36 protein-coding genes and 1 pseudogene are annotated in these 22,665 nt (G+C 71.5%); 5 read left to right on the forward strand and 32 right to left on the reverse strand.

Going from position 1 to position 22,665, the window contains the following annotated elements; all coding sequences use genetic code 11:
- Window positions 1–54: 54 nt before the first annotated feature.
- The 3 genes from B1L11_RS06645 to B1L11_RS06660 all read right to left on the reverse strand — a co-directional run bounded on the left by B1L11_RS06645 (window position 55) and on the right by B1L11_RS06660 (window position 3,753).
- The gene (locus B1L11_RS06645; RefSeq protein ID WP_079313670.1) at window positions 55–1,956 is read right to left on the reverse strand and encodes a YfjI family protein; all 1,902 of its coding nucleotides are present in this window, start codon (window positions 1,954–1,956) and stop codon (window positions 55–57) included.
- A gap of 965 nt (window positions 1,957–2,921) precedes the next feature.
- Window positions 2,922–3,473 (reverse strand): hypothetical protein, encoded by a 552-nt coding sequence (locus tag B1L11_RS06655; protein ID WP_079313672.1) that lies wholly within the window; start codon window positions 3,471–3,473, stop codon window positions 2,922–2,924.
- A gap of 52 nt (window positions 3,474–3,525) precedes the next feature.
- Window positions 3,526–3,753 (reverse strand): hypothetical protein, encoded by a 228-nt coding sequence (locus tag B1L11_RS06660; protein ID WP_079313673.1) that lies wholly within the window; start codon window positions 3,751–3,753, stop codon window positions 3,526–3,528.
- An 81-nt stretch (window positions 3,754–3,834) separates the two neighbouring features.
- Between B1L11_RS06660 and B1L11_RS06665 the strand changes: the two genes are divergently transcribed.
- Window positions 3,835–4,122 (forward strand): hypothetical protein, encoded by a 288-nt coding sequence (locus tag B1L11_RS06665; protein ID WP_143737059.1) that lies wholly within the window; start codon window positions 3,835–3,837, stop codon window positions 4,120–4,122.
- Window positions 4,123–4,338: 216 nt separating this feature from the next.
- Here the strand turns inward: B1L11_RS06665 and B1L11_RS06675 are convergent, their stop codons facing one another.
- The 27 genes from B1L11_RS06675 to B1L11_RS06785 form a co-directional block, all read right to left on the reverse strand.
- Window positions 4,339–4,566 carry a hypothetical protein gene (locus tag B1L11_RS06675; protein ID WP_079313676.1) on the reverse strand — a complete coding sequence of 76 codons (228 nt, stop codon included), beginning with the start codon at window positions 4,564–4,566 and terminating at the stop codon, window positions 4,339–4,341.
- Window positions 4,563–5,060 (reverse strand): hypothetical protein, encoded by a 498-nt coding sequence (locus B1L11_RS06680; protein ID WP_079313677.1) that lies wholly within the window; start codon window positions 5,058–5,060, stop codon window positions 4,563–4,565. The genes B1L11_RS06675 and B1L11_RS06680 overlap by 4 nt, the downstream gene beginning before the upstream one ends.
- On the reverse strand, window positions 5,057–5,614 hold the full coding sequence (locus B1L11_RS06685; RefSeq protein ID WP_079313678.1) for a 3'-5' exoribonuclease: 558 nt from the start codon (window positions 5,612–5,614) through the stop codon (window positions 5,057–5,059). Before B1L11_RS06685 ends, B1L11_RS06680 begins: the two co-directional genes overlap by 4 nt.
- Window positions 5,611–6,507, reverse strand: coding sequence for a hypothetical protein (locus tag B1L11_RS06690; protein WP_079313679.1), 897 nt, complete (start codon window positions 6,505–6,507; stop codon window positions 5,611–5,613). Before B1L11_RS06690 ends, B1L11_RS06685 begins: the two co-directional genes overlap by 4 nt.
- Entirely contained in the window at window positions 6,500–6,904 is a 405-nt protein-coding gene (locus B1L11_RS06695) for a hypothetical protein (RefSeq protein ID WP_079313680.1), read from the reverse strand. The genes B1L11_RS06690 and B1L11_RS06695 overlap by 8 nt, the downstream gene beginning before the upstream one ends.
- Window positions 6,901–7,071: a hypothetical protein gene (locus tag B1L11_RS44920; RefSeq protein ID WP_179155011.1), complete on the reverse strand. Its 171-nt coding sequence runs from the start codon at window positions 7,069–7,071 to the stop codon at window positions 6,901–6,903. Before B1L11_RS44920 ends, B1L11_RS06695 begins: the two co-directional genes overlap by 4 nt.
- On the reverse strand, window positions 7,031–7,675 hold the full coding sequence (locus B1L11_RS06700) for a hypothetical protein (RefSeq protein ID WP_079313681.1): 645 nt from the start codon (window positions 7,673–7,675) through the stop codon (window positions 7,031–7,033). The genes B1L11_RS44920 and B1L11_RS06700 overlap by 41 nt, the downstream gene beginning before the upstream one ends.
- Window positions 7,672–7,986, reverse strand: coding sequence for a helix-turn-helix transcriptional regulator (locus tag B1L11_RS06705; RefSeq protein ID WP_079313682.1), 315 nt, complete (start codon window positions 7,984–7,986; stop codon window positions 7,672–7,674). Before B1L11_RS06705 ends, B1L11_RS06700 begins: the two co-directional genes overlap by 4 nt.
- Window positions 7,983–8,444, reverse strand: a complete 462-nt coding sequence (locus B1L11_RS44925; RefSeq protein ID WP_256862283.1) for a WhiB family transcriptional regulator — start codon at window positions 8,442–8,444, stop codon at window positions 7,983–7,985. The genes B1L11_RS06705 and B1L11_RS44925 overlap by 4 nt, the downstream gene beginning before the upstream one ends.
- Window positions 8,441–9,583: a ParB/RepB/Spo0J family partition protein gene (locus B1L11_RS06715; RefSeq protein ID WP_079313683.1), complete on the reverse strand. Its 1,143-nt coding sequence runs from the start codon at window positions 9,581–9,583 to the stop codon at window positions 8,441–8,443. The genes B1L11_RS44925 and B1L11_RS06715 overlap by 4 nt, the downstream gene beginning before the upstream one ends.
- Window positions 9,580–9,810 carry a helix-turn-helix domain-containing protein gene (locus B1L11_RS46560; protein WP_079313684.1) on the reverse strand — a complete coding sequence of 77 codons (231 nt, stop codon included), beginning with the start codon at window positions 9,808–9,810 and terminating at the stop codon, window positions 9,580–9,582. Before B1L11_RS46560 ends, B1L11_RS06715 begins: the two co-directional genes overlap by 4 nt.
- Window positions 9,807–10,460: a hypothetical protein gene (locus B1L11_RS06725; RefSeq protein WP_218670940.1), complete on the reverse strand. Its 654-nt coding sequence runs from the start codon at window positions 10,458–10,460 to the stop codon at window positions 9,807–9,809. Before B1L11_RS06725 ends, B1L11_RS46560 begins: the two co-directional genes overlap by 4 nt.
- Complete coding sequence (locus tag B1L11_RS06730) at window positions 10,457–10,648, reverse strand: hypothetical protein (RefSeq protein WP_079313685.1); 192 nt, start codon at window positions 10,646–10,648, stop codon at window positions 10,457–10,459. The genes B1L11_RS06725 and B1L11_RS06730 overlap by 4 nt, the downstream gene beginning before the upstream one ends.
- Window positions 10,645–10,797: a hypothetical protein gene (locus B1L11_RS46565; protein ID WP_179155012.1), complete on the reverse strand. Its 153-nt coding sequence runs from the start codon at window positions 10,795–10,797 to the stop codon at window positions 10,645–10,647. Before B1L11_RS46565 ends, B1L11_RS06730 begins: the two co-directional genes overlap by 4 nt.
- Window positions 10,791–10,925, reverse strand: coding sequence for a hypothetical protein (locus B1L11_RS49910; RefSeq protein WP_256862284.1), 135 nt, complete (start codon window positions 10,923–10,925; stop codon window positions 10,791–10,793). Before B1L11_RS49910 ends, B1L11_RS46565 begins: the two co-directional genes overlap by 7 nt.
- Window positions 10,918–11,850, reverse strand: coding sequence for a hypothetical protein (locus B1L11_RS06735; RefSeq protein WP_079313686.1), 933 nt, complete (start codon window positions 11,848–11,850; stop codon window positions 10,918–10,920). The genes B1L11_RS49910 and B1L11_RS06735 overlap by 8 nt, the downstream gene beginning before the upstream one ends.
- On the reverse strand, window positions 11,847–12,248 hold the full coding sequence (locus tag B1L11_RS06740) for a hypothetical protein (protein WP_079313687.1): 402 nt from the start codon (window positions 12,246–12,248) through the stop codon (window positions 11,847–11,849). The genes B1L11_RS06735 and B1L11_RS06740 overlap by 4 nt, the downstream gene beginning before the upstream one ends.
- Window positions 12,245–12,844, reverse strand: a complete 600-nt coding sequence (locus B1L11_RS06745) for a hypothetical protein (protein ID WP_079313688.1) — start codon at window positions 12,842–12,844, stop codon at window positions 12,245–12,247. The genes B1L11_RS06740 and B1L11_RS06745 overlap by 4 nt, the downstream gene beginning before the upstream one ends.
- Before the next feature lie 79 nt (window positions 12,845–12,923).
- On the reverse strand, window positions 12,924–13,523 hold the full coding sequence (locus B1L11_RS06750; protein ID WP_079313689.1) for a hypothetical protein: 600 nt from the start codon (window positions 13,521–13,523) through the stop codon (window positions 12,924–12,926).
- Between the two features lie 74 nt (window positions 13,524–13,597).
- Window positions 13,598–14,377: an exonuclease domain-containing protein gene (locus B1L11_RS06755; protein WP_079313690.1), complete on the reverse strand. Its 780-nt coding sequence runs from the start codon at window positions 14,375–14,377 to the stop codon at window positions 13,598–13,600.
- A 12-nt stretch (window positions 14,378–14,389) separates the two neighbouring features.
- Window positions 14,390–15,610 carry a hypothetical protein gene (locus B1L11_RS06760; protein WP_079313691.1) on the reverse strand — a complete coding sequence of 407 codons (1,221 nt, stop codon included), beginning with the start codon at window positions 15,608–15,610 and terminating at the stop codon, window positions 14,390–14,392.
- A gap of 3 nt (window positions 15,611–15,613) precedes the next feature.
- Complete coding sequence (locus B1L11_RS06765) at window positions 15,614–16,594, reverse strand: hypothetical protein (RefSeq protein WP_079313692.1); 981 nt, start codon at window positions 16,592–16,594, stop codon at window positions 15,614–15,616.
- Window positions 16,591–16,716, reverse strand: a complete 126-nt coding sequence (locus tag B1L11_RS49915) for a hypothetical protein (RefSeq protein ID WP_256862285.1) — start codon at window positions 16,714–16,716, stop codon at window positions 16,591–16,593. The genes B1L11_RS06765 and B1L11_RS49915 overlap by 4 nt, the downstream gene beginning before the upstream one ends.
- A complete protein-coding gene (locus B1L11_RS06770; protein WP_079313693.1) occupies window positions 16,713–17,027 on the reverse strand; it encodes a hypothetical protein in 315 nt (104 codons plus the stop codon). Before B1L11_RS06770 ends, B1L11_RS49915 begins: the two co-directional genes overlap by 4 nt.
- Entirely contained in the window at window positions 17,020–17,487 is a 468-nt protein-coding gene (locus B1L11_RS06775; RefSeq protein ID WP_079313694.1) for a hypothetical protein, read from the reverse strand. The genes B1L11_RS06770 and B1L11_RS06775 overlap by 8 nt, the downstream gene beginning before the upstream one ends.
- 176 nt (window positions 17,488–17,663) lie before the next feature.
- Window positions 17,664–17,897, reverse strand: coding sequence for a hypothetical protein (locus tag B1L11_RS06780; RefSeq protein WP_079313695.1), 234 nt, complete (start codon window positions 17,895–17,897; stop codon window positions 17,664–17,666).
- Complete coding sequence (locus tag B1L11_RS06785; RefSeq protein WP_079313696.1) at window positions 17,894–18,145, reverse strand: hypothetical protein; 252 nt, start codon at window positions 18,143–18,145, stop codon at window positions 17,894–17,896. Before B1L11_RS06785 ends, B1L11_RS06780 begins: the two co-directional genes overlap by 4 nt.
- A gap of 202 nt (window positions 18,146–18,347) precedes the next feature.
- Here B1L11_RS06785 and B1L11_RS06790 point away from each other — a divergent pair, with 202 nt between their 5' ends.
- The 3 genes and pseudogenes from B1L11_RS06790 to B1L11_RS06800 form a co-directional block, all read left to right on the forward strand.
- Window positions 18,348–18,866 (forward strand): helix-turn-helix transcriptional regulator, encoded by a 519-nt coding sequence (locus tag B1L11_RS06790; protein ID WP_143737068.1) that lies wholly within the window; start codon window positions 18,348–18,350, stop codon window positions 18,864–18,866.
- 145 nt (window positions 18,867–19,011) lie between these two features.
- A complete protein-coding gene (locus tag B1L11_RS06795) occupies window positions 19,012–19,389 on the forward strand; it encodes a hypothetical protein (RefSeq protein ID WP_079313698.1) in 378 nt (125 codons plus the stop codon).
- Between the two features lie 79 nt (window positions 19,390–19,468).
- Window positions 19,469–20,563, forward strand: a pseudogene (locus B1L11_RS06800) (recombinase family protein); the annotation flags it as partial.
- A gap of 48 nt (window positions 20,564–20,611) precedes the next feature.
- Here B1L11_RS06800 and B1L11_RS49920 read toward each other — a convergent pair.
- Window positions 20,612–21,103, reverse strand: coding sequence for a DUF4244 domain-containing protein (locus tag B1L11_RS49920; RefSeq protein ID WP_256862293.1), 492 nt, complete (start codon window positions 21,101–21,103; stop codon window positions 20,612–20,614).
- On the opposite strand from B1L11_RS49920, the gene B1L11_RS46570 reads away from it, so the two are divergent.
- Entirely contained in the window at window positions 21,075–21,314 is a 240-nt protein-coding gene (locus B1L11_RS46570) for a hypothetical protein (RefSeq protein ID WP_179155013.1), read from the forward strand. The two genes, B1L11_RS49920 and B1L11_RS46570, sit on opposite strands and share 29 nt — an antisense overlap.
- Before the next feature lie 314 nt (window positions 21,315–21,628).
- On the opposite strand, the gene B1L11_RS06810 is transcribed toward B1L11_RS46570, so the two are convergent.
- Window positions 21,629–22,384 (reverse strand): type II secretion system F family protein, encoded by a 756-nt coding sequence (locus B1L11_RS06810; protein WP_256862286.1) that lies wholly within the window; start codon window positions 22,382–22,384, stop codon window positions 21,629–21,631.
- Between the last annotated feature and the right edge of the window lie 281 nt (window positions 22,385–22,665).

Below are 22,665 nucleotides of genomic sequence, written 5' to 3' on the forward strand. Positions count from 1 at the left end.
ACATACCGGGGAGATACCGGAGATACCGGAAAGCACGTCGCGGACAGTGAACAGTCACAGCACCCTCCCAAGCAGTTCCGGATGCGGCACGAACAAGGCCGTCGACAGCCGCCGCCCATCGGCCCCCGCGCGCTCGACGGAGGCGATCCAGCCCTGCGCGGCCAGCGCGACGAGGGCGGCCTTCACGCCCTGGGCCCCGTGCTGCTTGACCCAGGACCGGCCGCGCAGCTCCGCGCGCACGGTGTCGACGGTGAACTCCTCCACCTGCTTGCGGCGGATCCACGCCAGCACGTGACCCGCCGCCTCCTCCACGGGCCCGGCAGGCTTGTCCTCCCGAGGCACGAGCACGGACACGGCGTGCGGGATGGCCCAGTCGGCGATCGTCAGCGCGTCGGCCATCACAACCTCGTCCACGGGCTCCTCGGCGGGTCTCCCGGCGGCCAGGTGCAGCAGCGCGGCGATGCGGTAGACGAGTCCCTCGAGCTTCTTGGCCCAGCCCTTGATCGGGGCCAGATCGCCGGAGTCGGGGTCGACCCGCTCTTCCAGACGGCACCGCCACTGAAGGTGGAGCGCCTCGGCGTGCTCGCTGATCTGCATAGGCACGGGCGGCTTCGGGGCCCCGTCGTCGTCGAACGGGCGGCCGTTCGGCAGCACGGCGTAGAAGGCCCGCCGCACGGTGGCGCGCCAGGCGTCGACCAGGTGCGGCGGGACGCGCGGCGGGTTCTTGTCCCGGCGGCCGGCCAGCGATTCGGGGTTGGCCAGCAGGAAGCGGTTCATGAGGCCGCGGTCGGCGACGGCGGCGGAGTTCACGGCATCGGCGATGACGACGGGCTGGACAGCCAGGGACAGGGACAGGGAGGGGCGTTCGACTTCGAAGGGGTCGCGGGTGATGCGCTCCAGCCGGTAGGGCTCGGAGGTGTCGAACGCCGTGAGCACGAGCTCGAGGTTCGGGATGCCCTTGTTGTAGCGGCCGGACAGGGTGCCGAGGAAGCCGCCTTCCGCGGAGATGATGCCGATGTGGCCGCCGGTGCGGTGCATGATGCGGCCGAGGACTTCAGGGGTGACGTCTCCGGCGAGCAGCTGCGGGCGCGGGGGCGGGGTGTTGTCGGCGATCTCGGCCTTGACGGCGTCGAGTTCGGCCATCAGCTGGGTGCGCTTGGCCCCGGTCGCGTCGGCGATCTTCGTGATGAGGCGGTCGCGGGTCTTGACGGCGATCTCGTAGTGGTCGGCCATGTCGCCGTAGGAGTCGTCGTACTCCCGGCGCAGGTCGCGCTCGAGTTCGTAGATCGGGGCAGTGACGGCACCGACGGCGGGCGACTTGCCCTCGCCGGAGTCGGCGATCGCGGCGAGGAACAGATTGAGGGCGTTCTCGGTCCACTTGCCGGTGATGGTGGCGTGGCCGCCGACGAGGGTGGCGAGCGCGCCGAACACGGCGAACGACGGCAGGTCGACGGGCACCTGCATGTAGGTGGCGACGGCTTCGACGAACTTGCCGACGTCGCCGGGCAGGGTGTGGACGGGGAACGGCGGCAGCACGGTGTGGCGCTCGTCGTCGCGGGGCGTGGTCCAGGTGTGGTGGGCCAGGACGTCGCGGGTGACGAACACGCCGCGGAGCACGTCGGCTTCGTCGGCGGTGGCCATCATCTTGCGGACGTCGACGGTGCCGTCGGGTCCGACCTCGGGGGCCTGGTCGTCGGGGGCGGTGGGCCAGGGGATGTCGGGCTCCCAGGGGCGGATGCCGCAGCGGTTGCGGATGTGGTCGAGAATCTGCGGGCGGAGCGCGCGGGCGGCCGGTCCGGCGGTGGGGTCGCCTGCGGCGGCGGCGCGCAGGTCCTTGGCGGCGGCGGTCTCGTCGCCTCGGTAGTGCAGGTGGGCGAACAGGCGGCCGTGGGTGAGCTTGTTCCCGCCGCCGGTCGGCAGGCCGGCTTCTTCGGAGTGGACGACGGCGACGGGCACGCCGTGGTAGCCGCAGCGGGCGGAGTACTTGGAGGTGCCGCCGGGGCGGAGCCACAGCTCGGCGCCGTCGCGTTCGGAGCCGACGTAGGTCCAGCCTTCTGGTTCGAGCAGGTCGCGCCATTCGCAGATCTCGGCGAGCGCGTCGAACGGACCGACCGTCCCGGGGATAGCGGGGGGCGGTCCGCGGCCGGGGCGGCGGAGCCTGGCGGGCCGGAGCGACGGGGGTGGGCAGGGCGATGGAGTAAGCGATCTGCCGGAGCTGGTCCAGGGTGTAGGTGATGCCGGAGGCCTCGAGCACGGTGCAGGGCCGGCCGAGGCCCTCCACCTTGCGGTTGACCGTGCCGGGGATGCGGAGCACGCGGGACAGGTCGCCGACGCCTGCGCCGTAGTGGTAGCCGAGGCGTTCAGCCGAGGCCTTGATGATCTGCTGCCACCGCTCCGACAGCGCGCTGATGTCGGCGAGGTCGCCGTCGACGCGGTGGGGCTGCTCCAGGAGGTGCCAGGGGTAGAGGCCGCCGCCGGAGTGGATCCACATGGTGGGCTCGGGCAGGCCGGACTCGGCGATGATCCGGCGCCCCTCGGCCACGTCGGGAGGCAGCGGGCGCGTGATGTGGTCGTGGCTCTTGGGGCAGTCGGCGGGGCAGAGCTGGTGCTTGTGGCCGGGGCCGTCGATGTCGATGTCGGCCCAGAAGCCGGGGAAGGACAGGGAGATGTCGGCGCGCCGCGGCGGCCGGGCGGCGGGGTGTGGCCCATGGTGGTGACGCGGGCGTAGATGCCCTGCTTGCCCTGCCGGTCGAGGCTGTGGACGTAGCGGACGGCGGCGTTGATGCCGCCTTCGTCGGTCGCGAAGTTCGACCCGCCCCAGGTGTCGGTGGCGCAGATGTTGATGAGTCCGGCGGCGCCGCCGTGGAGCGTGGTGAGCCAGGCGCGGACTTGGTCGAGGTCGGCCGGGCCGACGGTCGTCGTCATGACTGCTCCGGCCGGGGTGCGCGGGTCATGGTCAGGGTCGGGTATCCGGGCCCGTTCGAGTGCTGCTGATTCGCGGTGGCAGGCCAGTACAGCGGGTGGGTGCCTCCGCCGGTGTGGCCGCAGCGCCAGCACTTGCCGTCAGCGGTGATCCAGGTCCACAGGCCGCAGTCGCCGCAGTCGGTGAGCCAGAGGTCGCCCCAGCCGGTGGTGTCGGGGGCGCGCCATGAGGCGGCGTCGCCGGGGCCGGCGGCCTCGAGGATGACGACGTGGATGTGGGTCTGCCAGCCGGGCCAGTCGACGGCGAGGGTCTTGGCGAGCTCGAGCGGCTTGTCCAGCCGCTCCCAGTGGGGTCCTTTGACTTCGGCCCAGGTGTGGAGGGTGGGGAGGTAGAAGTCGGGGAGGTAGTGCTGCCCGCTGGGCAGTTGGAGCGCGATGGGCTCGTACTGCCAGTAGATCCCCAGCTCGTCGAGCGTCGCGGCCCAGTCCGCCTCGAGGGTGGACCGGAACGTGACGCCCTTATAGGTCAGGGGGACGGGGCGGATGTTCAAGTGGGGGTGCCTTCCGTGCGTTCGCCGACGTTGTGGTGCTCGTGGCCCGGGGTTAGGGGCTGAGGTCGGTGAGCGTCCGGCGCCGGACGGCGGCCTGGTCGGGGCAGAGGTGGGCGCGGTGGCCGCGCTCGCCGCGGTTGAAGTCGTCTTCGCGGAGGGTGCTGCCGTCGGGCCGGTGGAGGCCGATGGTGTGCGGGCGGGGCTCGAGGAGCAGCCCGAGCGGTGTGGCCAGGGCGGGATTACCGCAGTCTCCGCAGGTCTGCGGCGTGTCTTGTGTCATCAGAAATCCCCCTAGCCCCGAAGTTACCTTGCTCTATCTTACGCCAAGCTACTTTGCGCTTGGTATGGCAAACTGACTTGCATGACACTGACGTGCGACGATGTGCGTATGACGACGGGCAATCTGATTGCGAAGCTGCGGGCACATCGGGCTGCCGAAGAGCGGCTCAAGCAAGCCCGTCGCGAGCTCGACGTGGAGATCACCCGCGTCGTGGACTCCGGCGAGTGGCAGATCATCGACGTCGCCGAGGTGACCGGCTGGTCGCGGGAGACCATCCGAGCGATCGTCAAGCGGGTCCAGCAGGAGCGCTGGGCCGAGGCCGACCGGAAGCGCAGCAGCACTCCGCCCGATCAGCTTGGCGAACTCTGACGTCTTCCCCTTCACGTCGTCCTCCCGCTGGTTGGTTGCGGCGAGGGCGGTTCGGCGTGTCCGGCGACGGCGGCCGGCGTGCACGACGGGCAGCGCGGCCCGGTGAGGTACAGGCGTACGCCTTGGGTGTTGCCGCAGTGGCGTGCCTCCGAGTCGCGCCAATGCGTGCAGGCCCGGCCGCCGGTGTTGGCGGCCGGGCTGGTGGGCGTGGGCTGGTCAGGCACCGGCGCCCTCGGTGCTGGGGGCCGGGGTGGCGCCGATTCGGCGGGCGAGGTTCGCTGCTGCGGGGTCGCCGGCGGCTTCGAAGGCTGCGGCGATCTCCTCGGTGACCTGTCGGCGGGCGGCGGCGGTGATGTGGTCGCGGTGCGCGGCGATGTGGCGGCCCACCTTGTCGGCGAGCCATTGTTCGTCGGGCTGGATGCGCACCACGGCGGTGTCGGTCATGAGGCCGCCTGGGTGGCGGTGGCCTTGGCTGGCCTGACGCGCGGGTAGCGGATGGCGTGCAGTTCGGCCTCGACGGCGGCCAGGCGCGCGGCGAGGGCGTCGGCGCGGGCCCGCTCCCTGAGGGCTTCGGCGCGGTCGCTGGTCGGCGGTGGTGGGGCTTCGACGGAGCGCTCGACGTACTGGCGCCCGCTGTCGGCGTCGGCCCGCTGGGCGAGGTGTGCGGCGGCGAGCCGGGCGCGGGTCTTCTCCAGCTCTTCGGCCAGATGGCCGCGCTCCTGCTTGCACCGGTTGAGGGCGTCTTCGAGGTCGGCGGCGCGGGTCTGGGCTTCGGCGAGCTGGCGGCGGGCTTCCTTGAGTTCGGCGTCGCGCGGGTCCGCCTCGGCGATGTACGGCGTGGCCGGTTCGTCGGTCTCGGGCCAGTCGGGGACGTTGAGCGGCTCGTGGAGGTCCTCGGCGTGGCGCCGGGCCCAGCGTGTGAGGAAGCTGCGGATCACCGGCCGACCTCCTGACGGCGCCGCTCGACGATCAGGAACTCGCCGATCAGCCGGTTGTGCCGGGCGTCTGCGAGCGCGTTGTGCTCCCCCTCGGCCTGCTCCGGCAGCCGCGGGTTACCCAGGCGCGAGACCTCCTGCATGAGGTCGCACGTGAACATCGGCACCCCATTCGGGAGGTCGATCATCCGGCCCCAGAGCTGGCACAGAGCCACGTGGTCGTACGCCCCGTAGTACGCCCACAGCTCGACGTCGGGTGTGGCGAGGATGAACGACTCGACCATGCGGGCGATCTGCGCACGCGACCGTACGTCGGGGTCGTGCAGGTCGAGGTGGCCTCGGCCCTGCGACGAGCAACGGTGTCCAGGCGGGCACGGGTCGATGGGCAGCGACGGCACGACGTTCTCGTACAGCCAGTCGTGGCGGACGACTCGGTCGAACGGCATGTCGGCGTTCACCGCGTACAACTCGCGGCCGTCCTCGGCGACCATGCCGATGCTGATCAGCTCGATCGTCCGACCGTCCTCGAGGAACTCAGTGTCGTAGTAGATCTTCACGAGGCGGCCTCCACAGATGCGAGCAGCTGGTCGAGCTCGTCGATGACGCGGGCGTAGATGTCGTGCTCAATGGAGGCGAGGCGGGCGGTGGGGCCGTCGGCGGTTTCGCGGTGGGCCTCGCGCTTCGCGCGGCGGGTGTTCCACTTCGCGCGGAGGGCGCGCAGCTGCTCGTGGAGCTCGGCGCGGCCCTCGGCCTTGAGGTCCTCGACATGCTTGCGCTGGGCAGCCCTGACGACCTCGGCCAGCTTGGCGGCGCCCTGCTCGTCGAGGTCGCCCTGCACCCGGGCCTGGCCGACGCCGGGCAGGTCGACGACCTCGCAGCGAATGGGCTCCGCGCCGTCGTGCTCGGCCTCGTGCCGCCATAGGGCGTCCCAGAGCGTCCCGAACTCGTACGGCGGCAGGTCGTCGGTGGGCAGGTCCTCACCGCAGTCCTGGCGGGGGCAGGTCAGCCCAGTGCCGCTGACGAGGTAGGTCATGGCCAGGTCCCATTCGGCCTGCTCCCGCGCCGCGGCGTCCCCCGTGTCGCCGGCGAGCAGCTCGGGAAGGACCTGTTCCCAGGACGTGAACCGCAGCGCGCGGTCGTCGACGTACGAGACGGCGGGCAGCTTCCGATTCGTCACGAGGAGGCGGCCCTGCTCGTTCCAGAACTCCATCGGGGCGTGCACCGGGCCCTCGACGCAGGCCTCGAAGCCGTAGGCCGCCAGCCAGCTTGCCACCTGGCCCGAGCTCCGACTGGTGTGGATGAAGACGGCGTACTCGGCCATGAGCGCGCGGAGGCCGTCGAGCGCGCCGGGCATCGGCTCGTCGTAGATGGTGCCGTCGGCCCAGCCGCGGGAGTAGGCGTGGATGACGCCGTCGAAGTCCACGGCGATGGTCTTGACGCGCTCAGACATCGGTCTTGGTCTCCTCGGGGTTGCGGAGGTCGGCCACGTTCACGCCGAGCTCGGCGAGCACTGCGATGGCGGCGTCGGCCGCGCCGGCGGCGGCCTCGTTCACCTCGATCTCGTGCGCGTCCTGGGCGATGGCGCGCAGGTGCTGGTGGATCCGCTCGTGGATGAGGGACTCGGGCTTGAGCCCGATCCCGATCTTGCGGAGGAACTCCGGGTTGATGCGTACGGTCGGCGCGAGGGAGGGCTTCTCCGGCGGAGCGCTCTTGGGCGCGTGTCGGATGAGGATCAGCGCCCAGTGCTTCCATCCGGCCAGGAGGTGCCAGACGGTGCGGCGCTCCATCTCGGGCCGGGCGAGGGTGGTCGCGAGCTTGGCGAGTTCGCGCATCGGGGTGCCGCTCATGCGGTCACCTCGCTTGCGGCGCAGCGGGCCTGCCGGGCGGCGTTCGTCGCGGCCTTGACCGCGTGCTGGTAGGCGCCCCAGTTGTCCTGCCGCGCCTGGTAGGTGCGGTGGACCGCCTGCTTGAGATCAGCCGGGACGAGAGTCCAGTCCGGGCGGCACATGAGCATGCCGATGGGGATCTGCTGGTCGCAGTCCGGCGCCAGAGCGCAGGAGTGCTCGAGTAGGCGGGTCATGGGGCTTCCTTGGGTGGGGCGGGGACGAAGCGGTCAGGGGTGGCCTTGAGCAGCCGTGCGCGCGGGTGGTGGGGTCGGCGGCCCAGACGATGAACCACTGGCTGGGCTGCCAGGTGGGGCCGTCGAGGTGTTTGGTCCAGGCGTCCCAGAGGTGGTCGCCGACGGCCGTGTAGTCGGTGTCGCGGTGCAGGAGGCGGAGGGCGACCTCGCCGAGGTCGTACCGCCAGGGGCTGGCCGCGACGGGTGTGCGCGGGGTGGTGTCAAGGAGGGGCAGCATCCGGGCGATGACGAAGGCCGGGCTGAGCCCCTGGCGGTCGACCCGGTCGCCGAGGCCCTTGGCCGTCATCACGTACGACCCGTCGGCAGGGAAGGCGAGGTCCTCCAGCACGACCTGTGGCAGGAGGATGCAGCCGTCCGGCCAGCAGGCGTACCGGCCGCCAGCCTGCTGGGGGTGGGTGACGATCGTGACCGTGGGCTGGTCGTGCGTCTGGGCGGCCTTCGCCATCCGGTGGAGGGCGGCCACGGTGAGGCGCGTCATGCCGCCGCCCGCGCTCGTGACCGCGCCCGGGCGGGACGCCCCGGGGCTGCTCCGGCCGGATCCGCGAACCGCACCATCGCGTTCAGCGCGTCCGCGTACGCCAGCGCGTACGGGGAGACACACGTCGTCCGGCCGGTCTCCCAGCCGACGACCGTCTTGTGGTCCACCCCGACGGCCGCCGCGACCTCGCGGAGCGTGACGCGCGCCATCTCGCGGATCCGACGGGCCTCCCCCGAGGCGCACATCGCGCGGACGTCGGCGATGCGGGCCAGGTCCTCGGGACAGGCAGGCAGACGGTGCTGGTGGGTCATGACGACACCACCGCCAGCCGCGGCTGCCGCCGGCCACCCGGGCACGGCTCCACCGTCGGCGGCTGCCCCTCCACCGCGCTGTGCGAGGCGAGCACGCCCTCCCCCGGCCAGAACCCGACGACCCGGCCGCACTCCCGGCAGGGCAACTCCTGCGCCCCCTGCCGGATCGCTTCCGCCTGCGCCGCCTCCCACTCGGCCCGCTCCCGGAGACGGGCGGCGGCCTCGTCCAGAGCGACCTGCTCGCGCAGGCGCCTGCGCTCCTTCGGCGTCGTCGCCGCCCAGATGCCCTCCGGGGCCAACTCCGGGTTCGCCAGCACGTAGTCCCGGCAGCGGGAGTAGACCGGGCAGGCGCGGCAGACCGCCTTCGCTTCCTCGATCTGGCGGGCGAACTCGCGGCCATACCCGAGCGGGAAGAACAGCTCCGGTGGCACGCTCCGGCAGGCAGGCTCGCGGCTCACGAGCTCACCCCTGACTCGGCCTCGGCCGCCACGACGACGCGCTCGTCGGCGCGGATCACGGTCTCCCAGCACTGGCCGCATGCGACCTTGCCGATGCGCCGGCGGGCGGTGTGCTCCCGGGCGTTGCACATCCGCTCGGCCTTCCTGGCGAGCGGGTGCGTGGTGGTGAGGAAGTCCGGCTCCCACGACCAGGTCCGGTCGTCGCCCTCCTTCTTCCGCTGCTTCTTGCGGAACTCGCGCACCGCGGTGACGGCCTCCCCCGCACTGATCTCGCCCTTGCGGACCTTGTCGCGGCCGGCCTCGTCGAGCTCGAGCAGGGCGAGGAGGTAGGAGACGGTGGACTGGGCGATGCCTGTGCGGGCGCTGATGAGGGAGTTGGAGTAGCCGCGGGCGCGGAGTTTGCCGAGGGCTTCGGCCTTTTCCATGGGGTTGAGGTCGCGGCGCTGGACGTTCTCGACCAGCATGACCTCGATCGCGACGGCGGGGTCGTCGACGTCGGGTCGGATGGTGACCGGGACGGTGGTGAGCCCGGCCTGGAGGGCGGCGGCGTGGCGGCGGTGGCCTGCGAGCAGTTCGTACGCCCCGGGCACCTTGGGGTGGGGGCGGACGGTGAGCGGCTGGAGTACGCCGTGCGCCTTGATGGAGGCGGCGAGTTCGGAGACGTCGCCGACTTCTTCGCGGATGTTGCTGGGGTTGCCCTGGATTTTGGTGATGGGCAGGTCGGTGGTGATCGGGCCCTCGATGGCGGCGCCGCCCGTTGGCGGGGTGGCCGGGGGCGCGGGCCGCTCGGCGGGTGTGGGCTTGGCGGGCTTCGCCGGCGGGACCGGTTCGGCCCGCAGGGCGGGGGCTGGCTCGCGGAACTGGATGGTCCGCGGCGCCTCGTCACCGAGCAGCTGGCGGGCCCACTCCAGGTGCTCGTCGTGCACGCCGTCGGGGATCTGGGGCTTGTAGCCGGGCCGGTTGGGGTTGTAGACGCGGCCGTTCTTGTCGACGAGCCAGCCGCGCTGGCCGTTGATGAGGGCGCGGACGCGGCCGATAGGCCAGCCGGTGTGTTCGGCGGTGGCTTGCATGGTGTGGCCGACGGCGAGGAGCGCGAGGGCCTTGGACATGTCGGGCTGGAGGGCGGTGGGGGTGGTCATTGGTCGCGTCCCTGCTTGTTGAGCTGCGAGCGGTAGCGCTCGACAGTGCGCTTGGACAGGCCGAGGCGCCGGGCGGCGTCGTGGATGCCGACACCGAGGCGGCGGAGTTCGGCGTAGTCCTCGATGCGGCTGGAGCGGATGGCCTGGAGGGCGGCGGTGGCCTTCGCGGTTCGCCGTTCGGGAGCGTCCGGAGTCGTCCGGAATCGTTCGGCGGCGTTCGGCATCATCCGGCCACCGCCTCGGGCCAGGCGACCTTGGCGAGCGCATCGCGCTGCGCCTTCGGCAGCTCAAGCAGCGGGTGACCGAGGTACTCCAGGCCCGCAGCCCGGAGCCACCAGGCGTCGACCTGGTTGTCGTCGCGGATGTCGAGCCCAGCGCGCTGGAACAGGGCCATGCGCATGTCCGGCTTGGTCGCGTTGCCACGGCCGGTCGCGAACTTCTTCAAGGTCGCGGGCGGCACGAGCGCGTACGGCACGCCGAGCTCCATGAGCGCGACGCGGACCGCCCCGTGGACCATGCCGGTGATGCCGGCGCCGTGGGCGTGCGTGGGCAGGTCCTCGATGACGGCCAGGTCGATCGGTGTCTTGGCGACGTAGTCGTAGGCGTCGGCGCGGACGGTGACCATGATGCGGCGAAGCCGCTGGTCTCCGTCGCTCGCGACGGTGCGGACGGTGGATAGGGGGCGTCCGTCCCAGGTGGCGATGCCGGTGGCGGTCATTGACAGGTCGAGGCCGATGACGCGGGGGGTGCCCGCCCCGGCCGTGGTGGCCGGGGCGGGTGAATCCGTGGTGGCTGGACCAGAGCGCACCGCGGACAGGGGTCCCCTGTCCTCCCCCCCGAGAGAGGGCAGGGAGATCTGGGAGGTGAGGGCGGTCATCGGCCGCCCCGATCCGTCTGCTCCGCCAGGTAGGCGGAGGCCTCGCTTGCGATGCCGCGGGCGGCGCGGCGGCGCCCGGCGAGGATGGTCAGGAAGACCGTGGCCGCGGAGGCGACGAGGCCGCTGATGGTGGCGGCGATGATCGTGAGGACGGTCATGCCGAGGGCGAACTGGTCGAGGTCGTTCACCGGGCACCGCCGTGGCGGGCGGCGCGCTCGGCGTCGAGCTGGTCGGCCAGGTGGTGGATGCGGCGGCCGGCGGTGATGCCGACGGCGCCTGCGCCGATCGCGCAGCCGCTGGCGAGGGCGGCGATCGCGGTGATGATGTGGCTCAGCACGTGGTGCTCCTGCTGATGCGGTCCTGAATGTGGTGGAGGGCGGGCGCCGGGTCGACGGCGTTCGCGTGGTCGCGGAGGATGGCGACGATGCGGGCGTCGAGCTGGTCGCGGGTGCGGCGGTCAGCCATCGAGGTCACCTGCTTCCTCGGCGAGCGCGGCGGTGAGCGTCGCGGCGTCGGCCTGGCAGGAGCACGGCCGGGGGCAGTCGCAGCCGCCGTACATCGCCTCGCCCGCCTCCCGCAGCGCCGTGCGCAGGCGGACCTGCTCAGGTGTCGGCTCGTCGGCCGGCGCGGGCTCGCCGGGGAGCCCCAGGGCGGCGGCCAGGTCGTCGACGAACACGAAGCGCTTGCCGTCCTCGTTCGTCCAGACCTTGGTCATCGCGACTTGGTGGAGCTTGGCCTCGGCCTCGTTGCAGCGGGCTCGGGCATCGTCGAGCATCGCCCGGACCCGGGCGAGCTCAGCGCGGTCGGCGTTGTGCTCCCGCTCCCGGGCGAAGAGCCGCTGCGCCTGCTCGGCGACGGTGGCGACGGCGTTGGCCCGTTCGGCGCGGAGTGCGTCCCACTCGGCAACGTGCGGGGGCGTGCGACCGGCCGCGCGCCACGTCTCGTCGGCGTAGTTCGTGCAGGGGTGGCATGACCCGCACGGTGCATCGAGCTTGGCCCGCAACCGCTCAACCTCGGCCAGCAGCTCGGCCGCGTACTGCGCCGAGTGCTCCAGCCACTTCGCCACCGGGTTGTCGATCCCGCGCACCGTGTCCGGGTCGTACGGGGCGCGCGGGACCGCCACGTCCTTCGCGGCCACGGCGCGGTCCTCGATCTCCCGGCACGGCGTGATCAGCAGGTATCCGTCCGGGCCCTTGACCGGAAAGGCGGGCTGCGCGCCGCGCATGCCGAGCCGCTTGAAGCCCATCACGTAGATCCACCCGGAGTGCTTGGTGGCGAGCATGGGGCCCTGGTGCTTGGTGTCGCCGATCCAGTGCCACGGCGGGGCGGGCACCGCGCTGAGCGCGGCCTGGATCTCGGCGAGGCGCTCGTCGGCCATGGGCTCGGTCATCGGCCCTCACCGCCCTGCGCGGACTCGTGCCGGTCGGCCAGGGCGATCAGCGCCGCGCCGAACTGGCGCGCCTCCGCCCACGAGATGTGACCCGACCCGCCGAAAACCACGTGGTCCGTCGCGAAGACGTGCCAGCCGAGCCGGTCGCCCCCGTCGAAGTGCGGGCCGTTCAGGTTCTCCGGGTTGTCCAGGTCGTACGGCCGCTCGGCCACGACCGGCACCTCGTCACCCTCCACGACCACCGCGCGGAACTCGCCCACCCCGTCGCCGTGGTCCAGCGCGAACGCCACGATGTGGCCGTCGGCGTGCGCGCGGATGTCCCAGTCGCCGCCGTCGTCGTACGAGCCGTTCAGCTCCGCGAGCAGGGCGGCCAGCGCCTCAGGGGTCGGAACACTCACGACGCGCCTCCGGCCAGCTCCACCCGGATGGCCTCGATCTTGGCCAGCGTCTCTCGCGCCTCCTGCTCGTACTCGCGGGCGCGGTCCCCCGTGTGGCCGGACCACTCGTCCGCGCGCTCCTGCTCGTACTTGCCGATGGAGTCCAGTGCGGTGAGGACGGCCTCCCGGGTCGCCCACGTCTCGTCGAGCACCGGCGAGGTGCCCTCGTGCAGGCAGTCGTCGACGTACGCCCGCACCGACTGGACGGTGGTGAACGCGTCCCGGTCGTACCAGGCGGCCTTGTAGAACATGGCCACCCGTTTCCGGCCGTGCTCGTCGACCAGGTGCGTCCACATCGAGTGGCCGGTTCCCTGCCGCCTCCATCCGGCCGGCAGCGCGGCCTCCCGGAACAGCGGGTCCTTGGGGTCGACCTCGCCGAGGACGAAGCCGAGGTTGGCCAGCTCGGCCGAGCCCTTGGCCGGGATGACCTCGCAGGCGGCGGACTGCATCGCGGCGGCGCCTTCGGCCTCCTGCTCCTCGATGCCGCCGGGGACGCTGTAGCCGTGGACGGCGGGGATGGGGATGACCTGGTCGCGGGTGTTACGGGGGCGGCTCATGCTGCGCTCCTGGTATTGAAGGCGGGAACGTGCCGGCCCTTGCCGTGCACCCAGACGTGAATCACTCGACGAAGCGCGATCACGAGTTGCCGTCCTGACCGATCGCCGCGTGCGACGCCAGGAAGCCGTCCATCGCCGCGCTCTTCGACTGGTCCAGCTCCCCCAACGGCGCCTCCGGGGAAGGCCCCGCGACCCGCACGTCCGTCACCGGCTGCTGCACGGGCGGCTGCACGGGCGGCTGCACCGGCGGCGTGGCCACCGTCGAGTCCGCCCGGCCCGGCCAGCAGATGTAGCCGTCAGGCGTCAGCTCCCGGCCGCCGTGCGTCCAGACTCCGGCCTCGGGGATCGCGACGACGACGGCGCCGCACCCAGTGCACGGGAGCGTGACGGTGATGTCGTCGGCGGGGTGGATGTGGCGGGCGGCCAGCGGGGCCGCGGCTGCGGCGGGGTGGCCGATGACGTCCTCGCCGAGCTTGGCCCGGTAGCGGTCGATCGACTTGCGGACCTCGCTGATGACCTCGCGGCAGGCGGTCAGCAAGTCGTCGAGGCGGGCCTCCTCGGGGAGCAACTCGGCGAGCTTGCGCTCGTTGTGCTCGATCAGCTCGCGGTACTGGGCGGCGGCGGCCGGGTGGACGCGGTGCCCGTTGGTGCTGGGCTCGGTAAGGTTGGGGTAGGACATTTTGATCTCCTGCTGAGGGTTTGGGACGGCCCCCGCCGCGCACACGGCGGGGGCGTTCTGCTGAGAAGGGCCGATCACGCCAGCGACTCCTGCCGGACCGGCGCGAACGGGATCAGCGGCCACTCGCCGCGCACGTCGTCGAACGGCTTCTGCTGCCGCCTCGCGGCCTGGTCAGCCTTGGCCTTCACCTGCAGCGCGTGCAACGCGGCGAGGTCGAGGCTCGCGAGGCCGGCCAACCGGCGGGCCACGTCGTCCTTGAATCCGCGCCCGCGCAGCCACTCGGCGCCCTGAGCGGCGTATTGGCCGATGCGGAACACCACGCGGGCGGCGGCGAGGGCGTCCTGGTGCGAGTCGTGCGCGCCGTCGAGGCGGACCCCGTAGTGCTCGCACATCGCATCGAGCTTCCGCGAGCCCTTCCGGAACGGGTCGACGTACTTGTCGATGACGTAGCCGTCGATCACCGTGCCGCAGGCCGCGGCCAGCCGGTCGCCGAAGGGCTCCAGCCCGTGCCGCCTCGTCTCACGGTCGAGCAGGGTGAGGTCGTATTGGAGGTTGAACCCGACGATCGGCAGGCCCTCGAACACGGCGGCCATGAGCGTGTCCGCGACCTGGGCGACCACCTCGGCGGCCGGGGCGCCGTGCTGCCGGGCGTGCTCGGTGGTGATGCCGTGCACGGCGGTCGCCTGCTCCGGGATGTCGGTGCCCGGGTTGGCGAGCGCCGTACGGATGGCCGGCGGCTGGGCGCCGGTGGTGTCGACGCGGGCGATGCAGGCGGTGACGATGCGGTCGTCGTCCACGCTGACGCCGGTGGTTTCGAGGTCGAATCCGGCCCAGTGGCCGGTCAGCCATGTCATGGTGATCGGCTCCTAGAAGGGGGGCTGGTCGAGGCTGGGAGCGGCGGCGGCCGCGGCGGGCTCCTTGAAATCGCCCGCCCGCAGCCGCTGCAGGAAGACGTCGAGCTCGGCCTCCGACGCGGCGTCCGGCGCCACTCCGCCCATCTCCCGGGCGAATCGCGCGGTGAGCTCGCTCATCGGCCACGGGGACAGCTGGACGATCTGGGACCACAGCAGGTCGGCGTCCGCCGCCTCCGCAGCGCGGGGGGCCGGCACGGCCGGAGCCTCCGCCGTGGCGGGCTTCGTCTGCTCGGCGGAGGCCTTGAGCCGCTTGCCGATCGCGGTCATCTCCGCGTTCTGCGCCTCGGTCGGCGCGATCCCCGCCCGGCCAGCCTCGTCCCAGATGACTTTGAACTCTGCGAACGTCTTCGCCGCCCGGGCCGGCGAGGGAAGTCCTCCGCAGACGGGACCGCCGACGGCCCGGCGGGGGCAGGCTTCGGCCCCTCCGATCGCAGCCTGCCCCTCCTCCGGCGCCTGGCCGCCGCCGATCGCAACGGTCTGCACCGAACCCGCCAGCACCTGACCGGCCGTCCCGCCGCGCAACTCGACGGCGACGACCGGGAAGTGCTTGGTCTGCCCGTTCGCCACACGGGTGCGCTGCTCGATCCGCAGCCGGACCGGGATCAGCGCCTGGTCTCCGATCGACCCCTTGAGCACGTCGACCGCGGCGGCCATCTCGTTGGCGGAGTAGTACGAGTGCGTCTCTACACGCCAGGCGCCGATGTCGGGCATCTCGGGCAGGATGACGTTCAACCTGGTCGTGATCTTGCAAGCGGCATCCTTCGGCGCGCGCTCCCAGAACGCGTCGCCCCACTGCTGCCGGCAGAAGCACGGCTGGTCCGACAGGGACTCGGTCATGCCGTCGCAGCGGCGCTGAGCCCCGCCCTTGGTCCACAGCTCGTACGCCTGGGACAGCGGGTCGCCGGGCGGGAGGATGGCGTCCAGGCTGTTGGCCTCGGTGATGACACGCCACTGGGCGGCGCCGTTGCCCTGGGGCTGCCACTTCTCGACCGTGCCGCCCCAGACCTCGGCGGCGGCCTGCACGTAGTGCTCGGCGTGGCTGCTGATGATCCAGGTCTGCGAGCGGACCGCGCGGGGTCGCTTGTTCGGGTCCTCGTTGGGGACGCTGTAGCCCGTGCGCAGGCGGCCGAGCTCGCGGGCCTGCCGCTGGAGGGTGAGGATTCGTCCGGACATAGGTCAGGCCACCTCCTGGGCCTGGCGAACACGAGTGGGGATGGGGAGCGCCGCGCCCACGACGGTCGGCGCGAGCTCGGTGCTCCACTCGGCGACCTGGAGGGCGTGGAGGAACTTCGCGAACACCTCGGGCCCGCACTTGACCGGGTAGACCCGGTAGCCCTCCGGGCGCAGGTGCAGCACGACGCCGACGTCGTGGGTCTCGGGCATCGGCAGGCGGGTGCCATCGCGCAGCCAGCACACCTCGGCGTGCCGGTATGCGCTCATCTGCATCCCGGCCTCGGGGTAGACACCCTTGAGCGTGCCGTCGGCGAGCCGGACGTCCAGCTCGCCGCCGGTCTTCGTGTCGCCGAGTGACGGCCGGCCGCCGTGGATGTACGGCGAGTGGAGGATGTAGTCGAGCTTCCCGGCGTAGCCGTGCTCGTAGCTGCCGACGACCATCTCCGAGGCCTCGAAGGTGACCTCGTAGTCGCGGACGAAGGCGAGGAAGTTCTCCAGGTAGGGCCGCATCTCGGGGTTGTCGAGGAGGTCCTGCGGCACGGGCGTCTCGAGGACGTGCGCTTCGATGATCTGGTGGACGGCGTCGCCGATGTCGGCCCGCTCGTCCTTCTTGCGGGTGTGCGCGCGGCGCAGCCAGTCGTACGCCTCGGTCGCGGTATGCGGCCGGCGGCTCGCGCGGACGAGCTGGGGCAGGTGCTCCATCGCGGTTTCGGCGACGAGGTTGCCCGCCCAGTAGGGCAGGGCGGGCTTGGGCACGCCGCGCTCGAGGATGCTGGTGACGCGGCGGAGCTTGGTGCCGGTGACCGGGTCGGTGTACCAGCCGCGGGCGGGCTTGGGGATGCGGGCGGTGCCGATGGGGGCGCCGGAGCCGGGGCAGGTGTCGCCGTTGTGCTTGTGCTTGCGGAGACGGCCGGTCTGGTTGACCTGGACGTCTTTGGTCTTGCAGGTGGGGCACTCGGCGCGCTGGGGCAGAGTCTCGGTCACTCGACGTCTCCGAGGTCGTAGTCGGCCTGTTCGGCGCGGTACTGGTCCTCGGCCCATTGGTCGAGCTGGGGGCCTCCGCGCCAGGGGATGCCGCCGACGAGGCGGGCGGTCGTCGCGGTCACCGGTCACCGCCAGCGGGCTCGTCGTCGGCCAGGTCCACCGGCACCGGCACCTCCGCCTCACGCACCGGGTACGTGACCGGCGCGTTCTCGGCGACCAACTCCCGCAGGATCCGCGCCTCCTTCAGGAGGTCCGCTTCGCCGCGGTGCTTGATGAACGAGGTGAGGACGCCGCGGACTGCGGCGGCCCGGTCCACGAGCAGCTGCTTGCTGGCCTCGGCGTACTCGTAGGAGGCGTGCCGGGGGGCGGTGAGGGACTCGCGGATCGCGGTCAGCAGCTCGCGCACGTCGGCGACGTCCACGCGGTCAGCCACGGGCCACCTGCCCCTCGGCCAGCGTGGCCTCGCCGTACTCGGCGGCCTCCCAGCGGCGGCGCGCCTCGGCCAGCAGCCGGTCCGCCTCGCGGCCGGCCTCCCGGACCCGCTCGTTGAACGGCTCGTCCCGGGCCAGGTCCACGATCTGCGCGGGGTCGATGTCGCACTTCCCGGCGATCAGCGCGGCCAGCAGCATGCTGCGCAGGTGCGACGCGCACTCGAATCGCCAGGCGTACTCGCCCAGCGCCGCGAACACGCGGTCCACGGAGCCCGGCGCCTGCGCGTCCGTCAGGGCAAGGGCCTCGTCGAGGGTGCCCGCCGTCACGGTGATCTCCGTGGTGCGGGTCGCGACGATGGTGAACCCGCCGTCGGGCAGGTGCTTGATGTCGAGGTCGTAGCCCTGCTGGTGCAGGGCGTCCAGGTGGGTGCGCATCTGCGGCGCGTCCTGGATGATGGTCATGGGTCCTGCGTCCTCTCTGTGAGGTTCTGCGGATGCGGGATCAGGCGGGTCCGGCCGGTACCAGCGGCTGGGCCCGCTGTGCGTTCAGCGGGAGTCGGTGTCGTCGGCGCGGTCGAGCTCGGCGAGCTCCTCGCACCGGCGGAACAGGCCGAGCAGCGCGTAGTCGGCTCCGGCGTTCACGACGCCTCCCGGACCTGTGCGAGGGCCTCGGCGCGCTGGCGGAGGATCAGCGCCTCCAGCTCGTCCACGCTCGGCCCGCCGGGGACGTAGGCCGCCTCAGCGGCTTCGCGAGCGGGAAGGGCGTCACGCTCGGCGCGGGCGCGGCCAAGGATGCGGGCCGCAGCGGCGATGTGCTGGTCGTATACGGCGCGGGTCTCAGGGGCGAGGGAGTCGCGGTAGGCCGACATCACGCCGACCTCCGCTCCGTCTCGCCCTTCACGACCTCGAACAGCGTGTAGAAGTCCAGGTCCTTGCCCTCGACGGCGAGGAGCAGCTGGGCCTGGAAGGCGGGGCCGGGGGCGGAGACGCCCCGGGCAACGCGGCTCCACTGGCTCTGGTCGATGCCGATGGTCTCGGCGAGCGCCATGTCGGTGGAGCAGTCGAACAGCTTCTTGAGGCGCTCGGGGACGCCGTCGCGGAGCCGGATGGTGGGTGCCACCGTTGTGCCTCCTTGCGGTATGTACAAGCTCACCTTAGCCATGTACATATGCATAAGCAAGGGACGCGAGGGGGCGCCCTCCTGTCAGGACATCCGTCAAGAAGTGGGGTTATGCATGAAATGCAAGGAAATGCCGCTTGACCTGGACTCTTGCACATATGCAAGCTCGACAGGTGATGCGCAAACGCCTATGCTCTTGTACATGGTCAAGACCAGGAGCTGGCCCGCTGACCGATTCCGCGCACTCCTGGACGACGTGATGCGGCAGACGCAGCTCTCCCAAGCGCAGCTCGCCGCTTACGTCCCCATCGACCAGTCCCAGCTCAGCCGCTGGAGGTCCGGCGCCAGCCGGCCGCGCTACGAAAGCCTTGCGACCCTTGGCCGAGCACTTCAGCGCGAACACCCCGAACTCGGCATCGGCCCCGACGAGATCCTCGCCGCCGCCGGCTACACCACCGACCCTGAAGGGCCGCCAGGCCGAGAAGAGGACGCGGCCGAGGCGAGAGCGGCCGCGCCCAGCCGCCCCGCTAGCGAGGTGACTCGCACCGTGGAAGAGATCCAGGCGGAGATCAACGAGATCCTGGCGCGTATGACACCCGAGGAACGCGCCCAGTGGGAGCGGGACATGGCCGCCGAAGACGCCCGACTCGAACTGATCCGTCAGAGGCGCCGCCTGCAATGGGCTCGACTTATGCGCGGCGAATCACCCGAATTGGACTAATCGCACATAACGGTCCCACAAGATGTGACATTGTGCGAAACAGCGATTACTGGTTGAATTTCTCCCCGACGCAGGTAAACCGTTCGCCCCAAACGGCGCGTCACCTCTCGCACCATCACTCGGCTCCAGCAAGGAAGGGGAGCACGTGCACTACCAGGAACTCACGCGCATATCACTGGGGTTATGGAGCATCGCAGCGCTCACGACCATCGTCAGTAAACGAATCCCCGATCAAGCAGACCGCATCCTGCGCTTGACCATACCCGCCGCGATCACCACGGGCATCGTCGCCATCGGCGCTCGCATCGTGGCCGCTCAAGAGCAGCACACCATCGAGATGAAGGCCGCCAGCATGGAAGCCGCAGCGGAGATTTCCGGTCACCTGGACCGCGTCGCCATCCAGGTCACCGAAATCGCGCGCAGCGACCAGAACCGCCTGTCCTTCCTCCGCGGCGTCCTGTCCGCGCACAAGTGCCCGGGCATCGACCCCGGCGCCGGTACACCCGTCCATCTGAGCAACTGACACCCCACGCGGACGCGGTCGTGTTGATTCCCTGCCAACACGCCGCCCCGCCGACCCCCTGCACCGCGGAGACGCCCTGATGCCCCCGCGCCCCTCCCCCGATTCGGACGGCCTTATCCCGGTAATTGGCTACGTCCGAGTTTCCATGCTCAAAGAAGAGCAGATCTCCCCGGAGATCCAGAAAGCCGCGGTCACGAACTGGGCCCAGCGCAACGGCAGAAAGATCGTGCGATGGGTTATCGATCTCGACGCGACCGGCCGGAACTTCCACCGCAAGATCATGGAAGCAATCGCCGGAGTCGAAGCAGGCGAAGCCAAAGAGATCGCTGCCTGGAAATACAACCGCTTCGGCCGCAACCGCACCGGCAACGCGATCAACCTCGCCAGGCTCCACAACGTCGGCGGCGAACTCCAGTCCGCCACCGAGGACATCGACGCCACCACGGCCATCGGCAAGCTCCAGCGCGGCATGCTCCTCGAGTTCGCCGCCTTCGAGAGTGACCGCGCCGGCGAGCAGTGGGCCGAGGCGCACCAGTACCGTCGCAGCCGAGGCCTGCCCTCGCATGGTCGCGCCCGATTCGGCTATGTCCTGCGCGGACGGATCCCCGACCCGCTCCAGCCCCACAGGACCATCCGCGCGCCCCAGGATGGGCCGGAACGGTACGAGATCGACCCGCGAACCGGGCCCGTCCTGGCCGAGCTGTACCGCCGCTACACGGCCGGCGAGGGCGCTCGGCAGCTCGTCGCCTGGGCCAACGCCGCAGGCGTCGCCAGCACCCAGGGCCGCCCCTGGTCCACCAGCACGCTGCTCAGGTACTTGGACACCGGCTTCGGCGCCGGCCTCATCAAAACCCACGACCCGCAGTGCGGATGCGGGAACGCCGCCCGCTGCCGCCGCATCATCCACCTCAAGGGCGCGCACGAGCCGGTCATCACGGAAGAGGAGTGGCAGGCCTATCGCCGTCGCCGCGAACGCGTCGCCAAGACTGCCCCGCGGGCCCGGGTCACCGTCTACCCGCTGACCGGGCGGATCTGGTGCGGCCACTGCCGCGCGACCATGACCGTCGGCGAGCACAAGGGCGTCAAGGCCGCCCGATACAACTGCTCCGCCTACATGCGCAAGGGGCAGTGCGGCTCCCGCTCCGTGCAGCGGGCCCGCGTGGAGGAGCTCGTGCTCGGTGTGCTCGCCCAGTGGGCCGAGGACATCGAGGCCGACCCCGGGTCAGCCCCAGCACCAGCCCTGGAGGCTCAGATCGACGTATCCGGTCTGGAAGGCCAGATCCGGCGTCTGGATGCCGCCCTGGACCGTCTGACGCGCCAGCTCGCGCTCGAACTCGTTCCAGAGGACACCTACAAACGCACACGCGACGATCTGCTCGCCGAGCGGGCCGAGCTCGTCGCCCAGGTCGACGAACTCCAGCGGCCAGCGCCCCGCAGCCGACACGCGTACGTCCCCGTGATCCAGGCGTTGGTCGCTGAGTGGCCGACCCTGAGGCCGGTCCGCCGGCGGGAGCTGATGGCCGAGCTGATCGATAGCGTGCACGTGTTCAGGACCGATCCGCGGACGGCGTGGCTGGAGATCACCTCGACGTGGGGCGATAAAAGGCAGGTCAGCGTGTAGGACCTTCATTTTTGCTTTGCAGGCGCTTTTCCAGAGCAGTGCGGCGAACCCGCAGGCGGCTATCGTGCCGACGGCGTACTCCGCGGTCGACATGCCCGCGTCGGCCCTCGTCCTGGCCTGTACCGCCCACTGGATGCTCAGCTCCCGAGCGCGGCACGAGATCCGGGCGGCGGGACGCCGCAGCGCGGCGGACGGCCGCCGCAGGGCGTCGCACGTCGCCCGAGCGGCGTTCCGTGAGCGGCCCACCAGCGCCCTTCGTGCGGAGCGCACCAGCGCCGTCCATCGTGCCGGCCGAGCCCTGTGACGGCCCGCAGAGTCACCGTCTCGCCGCCGGAGGATGGTGCCCGTCTGGTTCCTCCGGCCGGTCGCGGCGTGCTTGCTCATCGGTCCTCCTGACCCGCTCGGGGCGGCCCCTCCGCCCGTGCTGGGGCCAGACTGCGGGATCACGGGCGGAGGGATTCGGGCCGAGCGAGGTTCTGTGGACAAGAGGCCTGCCACCACAGTTGTCCACAACGACAGCACCCTCAGCTGTGGATCGACGACCAGCTATTGGGGAGCTTCTGAGCTATTTGCCCCGACTGCTGTCCACAGGTGTGGATGAGACTGTCCACAGGTTGTTCATGGCAGGAGGATCTGACCCGCCAGACCCGCGACCATGGGGATGATCCCCAGGAAGACGAAGGCCGGCAGGAAGCAGAGCCCGAGGGGTGCGACGGCGTGGACGCCCACTCTTCGCGCCGCGGCCGAGGCCGTCGCCTGAGCCGCACGCCGGGCGTCGTCGGCGAGCCGGGTGAGGACGTCGGCGACCGGCGCACCGCTCTGGGCAGCCCGGATCATCGTCCTGGCGAGGGCGGCGAGCGCCGGGTCATCGCGCAGAGCGGCCCATGCCTCCTCGGGAGGAGCACCCAGACGCATCTGGGCACCGGCCCATGAGAGGCGCTCGCCCACCGGGCCCGCGATCGCGACGGCGGTCGTCTCGACGGCCCCGCTCATCGGTTGTCCGGCTCGGAGGCAGGCGACGATCAGATCGACGGCGAACGGCAGGTCGGCCCCCATACGCTCCCGGCGGCGCCTGACCTCGGCCGGTTCCCGCCTGCGAACGGCGACGAACAGACCGATGGCCGTCACCGTCCCCACGAGCGCCCCCACCGGGCCGCCGAGAAGCAGGAACAGCGCGAATCCCACGGGTGTCGCGACGGCCACCCCCCGACGTGCCGCGCTCGCGCCCACCGGCGCGGCGCCCGGTGACCCCTGGGTCTGCGCCTCCGACGACGCCGACGACGCGATGGCGTTCAGCCGCACAGCCGGCGAACGAGCAACCGGCCATGCCAGCATCGCCAGCGTGGTCAGGAGCCCGGCCAGTAAGGCGATCATGTCTCGCCCCCTTCCCAGCGGGACGTCCGTCTTCAGCGGACAACCCTCTCCAGCAGGACATCCGTCTCCAGCGAGACAACCGTCTTCCGGCAGGACCACGGCTCGCCCTCCACGACGACGGCCGTCCTCTTCACCCCTCACGACAGACGCCGGCCCGGCGCCTCCCGCCGCCCGCACCGTTGGCGTCTTCGGTGCGCGCCGTCCCCGAGCGCCCGATCAGGACCGCCCGGCCCCGGCCTCGTTCGACCACCGCACCGTCCCTCCCCACGCCGTCGATCACA

It is taken from the genome of Microbispora sp. GKU 823 (assembly GCF_002027145.1).
In the GTDB taxonomy this organism is placed as follows: Bacteria; Actinomycetota; Actinomycetes; order Streptosporangiales; family Streptosporangiaceae; genus Microbispora; species Microbispora siamensis.

Coding starts and splice junctions, on each gene's coding strand:
- B1L11_RS06660 (WP_079313673.1), bottom strand. CDS start 3,753: ATGACACAAGACACGCCGCAGACCTGCGGAGACTGCGGTAATCCCGCC.
- B1L11_RS06665 (WP_143737059.1), top strand. CDS start 3,835: ATGACACTGACGTGCGACGATGTGCGTATGACGACGGGCAATCTGATT.
- B1L11_RS06675 (WP_079313676.1), bottom strand. CDS start 4,566: ATGACCGACACCGCCGTGGTGCGCATCCAGCCCGACGAACAATGGCTC.
- B1L11_RS06690 (WP_079313679.1), bottom strand. CDS start 6,507: ATGTCTGAGCGCGTCAAGACCATCGCCGTGGACTTCGACGGCGTCATC.
- B1L11_RS06695 (WP_079313680.1), bottom strand. CDS start 6,904: ATGAGCGGCACCCCGATGCGCGAACTCGCCAAGCTCGCGACCACCCTC.
- B1L11_RS44920 (WP_179155011.1), bottom strand. CDS start 7,071: ATGCTCATGTGCCGCCCGGACTGGACTCTCGTCCCGGCTGATCTCAAG.
- B1L11_RS06700 (WP_079313681.1), bottom strand. CDS start 7,675: ATGACGCGCCTCACCGTGGCCGCCCTCCACCGGATGGCGAAGGCCGCC.
- B1L11_RS06705 (WP_079313682.1), bottom strand. CDS start 7,986: ATGACCCACCAGCACCGTCTGCCTGCCTGTCCCGAGGACCTGGCCCGC.
- B1L11_RS06715 (WP_079313683.1), bottom strand. CDS start 9,583: ATGACCACCCCCACCGCCCTCCAGCCCGACATGTCCAAGGCCCTCGCG.
- B1L11_RS46560 (WP_079313684.1), bottom strand. CDS start 9,810: ATGATGCCGAACGCCGCCGAACGATTCCGGACGACTCCGGACGCTCCC.
- B1L11_RS06725 (WP_218670940.1), bottom strand. CDS start 10,460: ATGACCGCCCTCACCTCCCAGATCTCCCTGCCCTCTCTCGGGGGGGAG.
- B1L11_RS49910 (WP_256862284.1), bottom strand. CDS start 10,925: ATGGCTGACCGCCGCACCCGCGACCAGCTCGACGCCCGCATCGTCGCC.
- B1L11_RS06735 (WP_079313686.1), bottom strand. CDS start 11,850: ATGACCGAGCCCATGGCCGACGAGCGCCTCGCCGAGATCCAGGCCGCG.
- B1L11_RS06745 (WP_079313688.1), bottom strand. CDS start 12,844: ATGAGCCGCCCCCGTAACACCCGCGACCAGGTCATCCCCATCCCCGCC.
- B1L11_RS06750 (WP_079313689.1), bottom strand. CDS start 13,523: ATGTCCTACCCCAACCTTACCGAGCCCAGCACCAACGGGCACCGCGTC.
- B1L11_RS06755 (WP_079313690.1), bottom strand. CDS start 14,377: ATGACATGGCTGACCGGCCACTGGGCCGGATTCGACCTCGAAACCACC.
- B1L11_RS06760 (WP_079313691.1), bottom strand. CDS start 15,610: ATGTCCGGACGAATCCTCACCCTCCAGCGGCAGGCCCGCGAGCTCGGC.
- B1L11_RS06775 (WP_079313694.1), bottom strand. CDS start 17,487: ATGACCATCATCCAGGACGCGCCGCAGATGCGCACCCACCTGGACGCC.
- B1L11_RS06790 (WP_143737068.1), top strand. CDS start 18,348: ATGGTCAAGACCAGGAGCTGGCCCGCTGACCGATTCCGCGCACTCCTG.
- B1L11_RS49920 (WP_256862293.1), bottom strand. CDS start 21,103: ATGTCGACCGCGGAGTACGCCGTCGGCACGATAGCCGCCTGCGGGTTC.
- B1L11_RS06810 (WP_256862286.1), bottom strand. CDS start 22,384: ATGATCGCCTTACTGGCCGGGCTCCTGACCACGCTGGCGATGCTGGCA.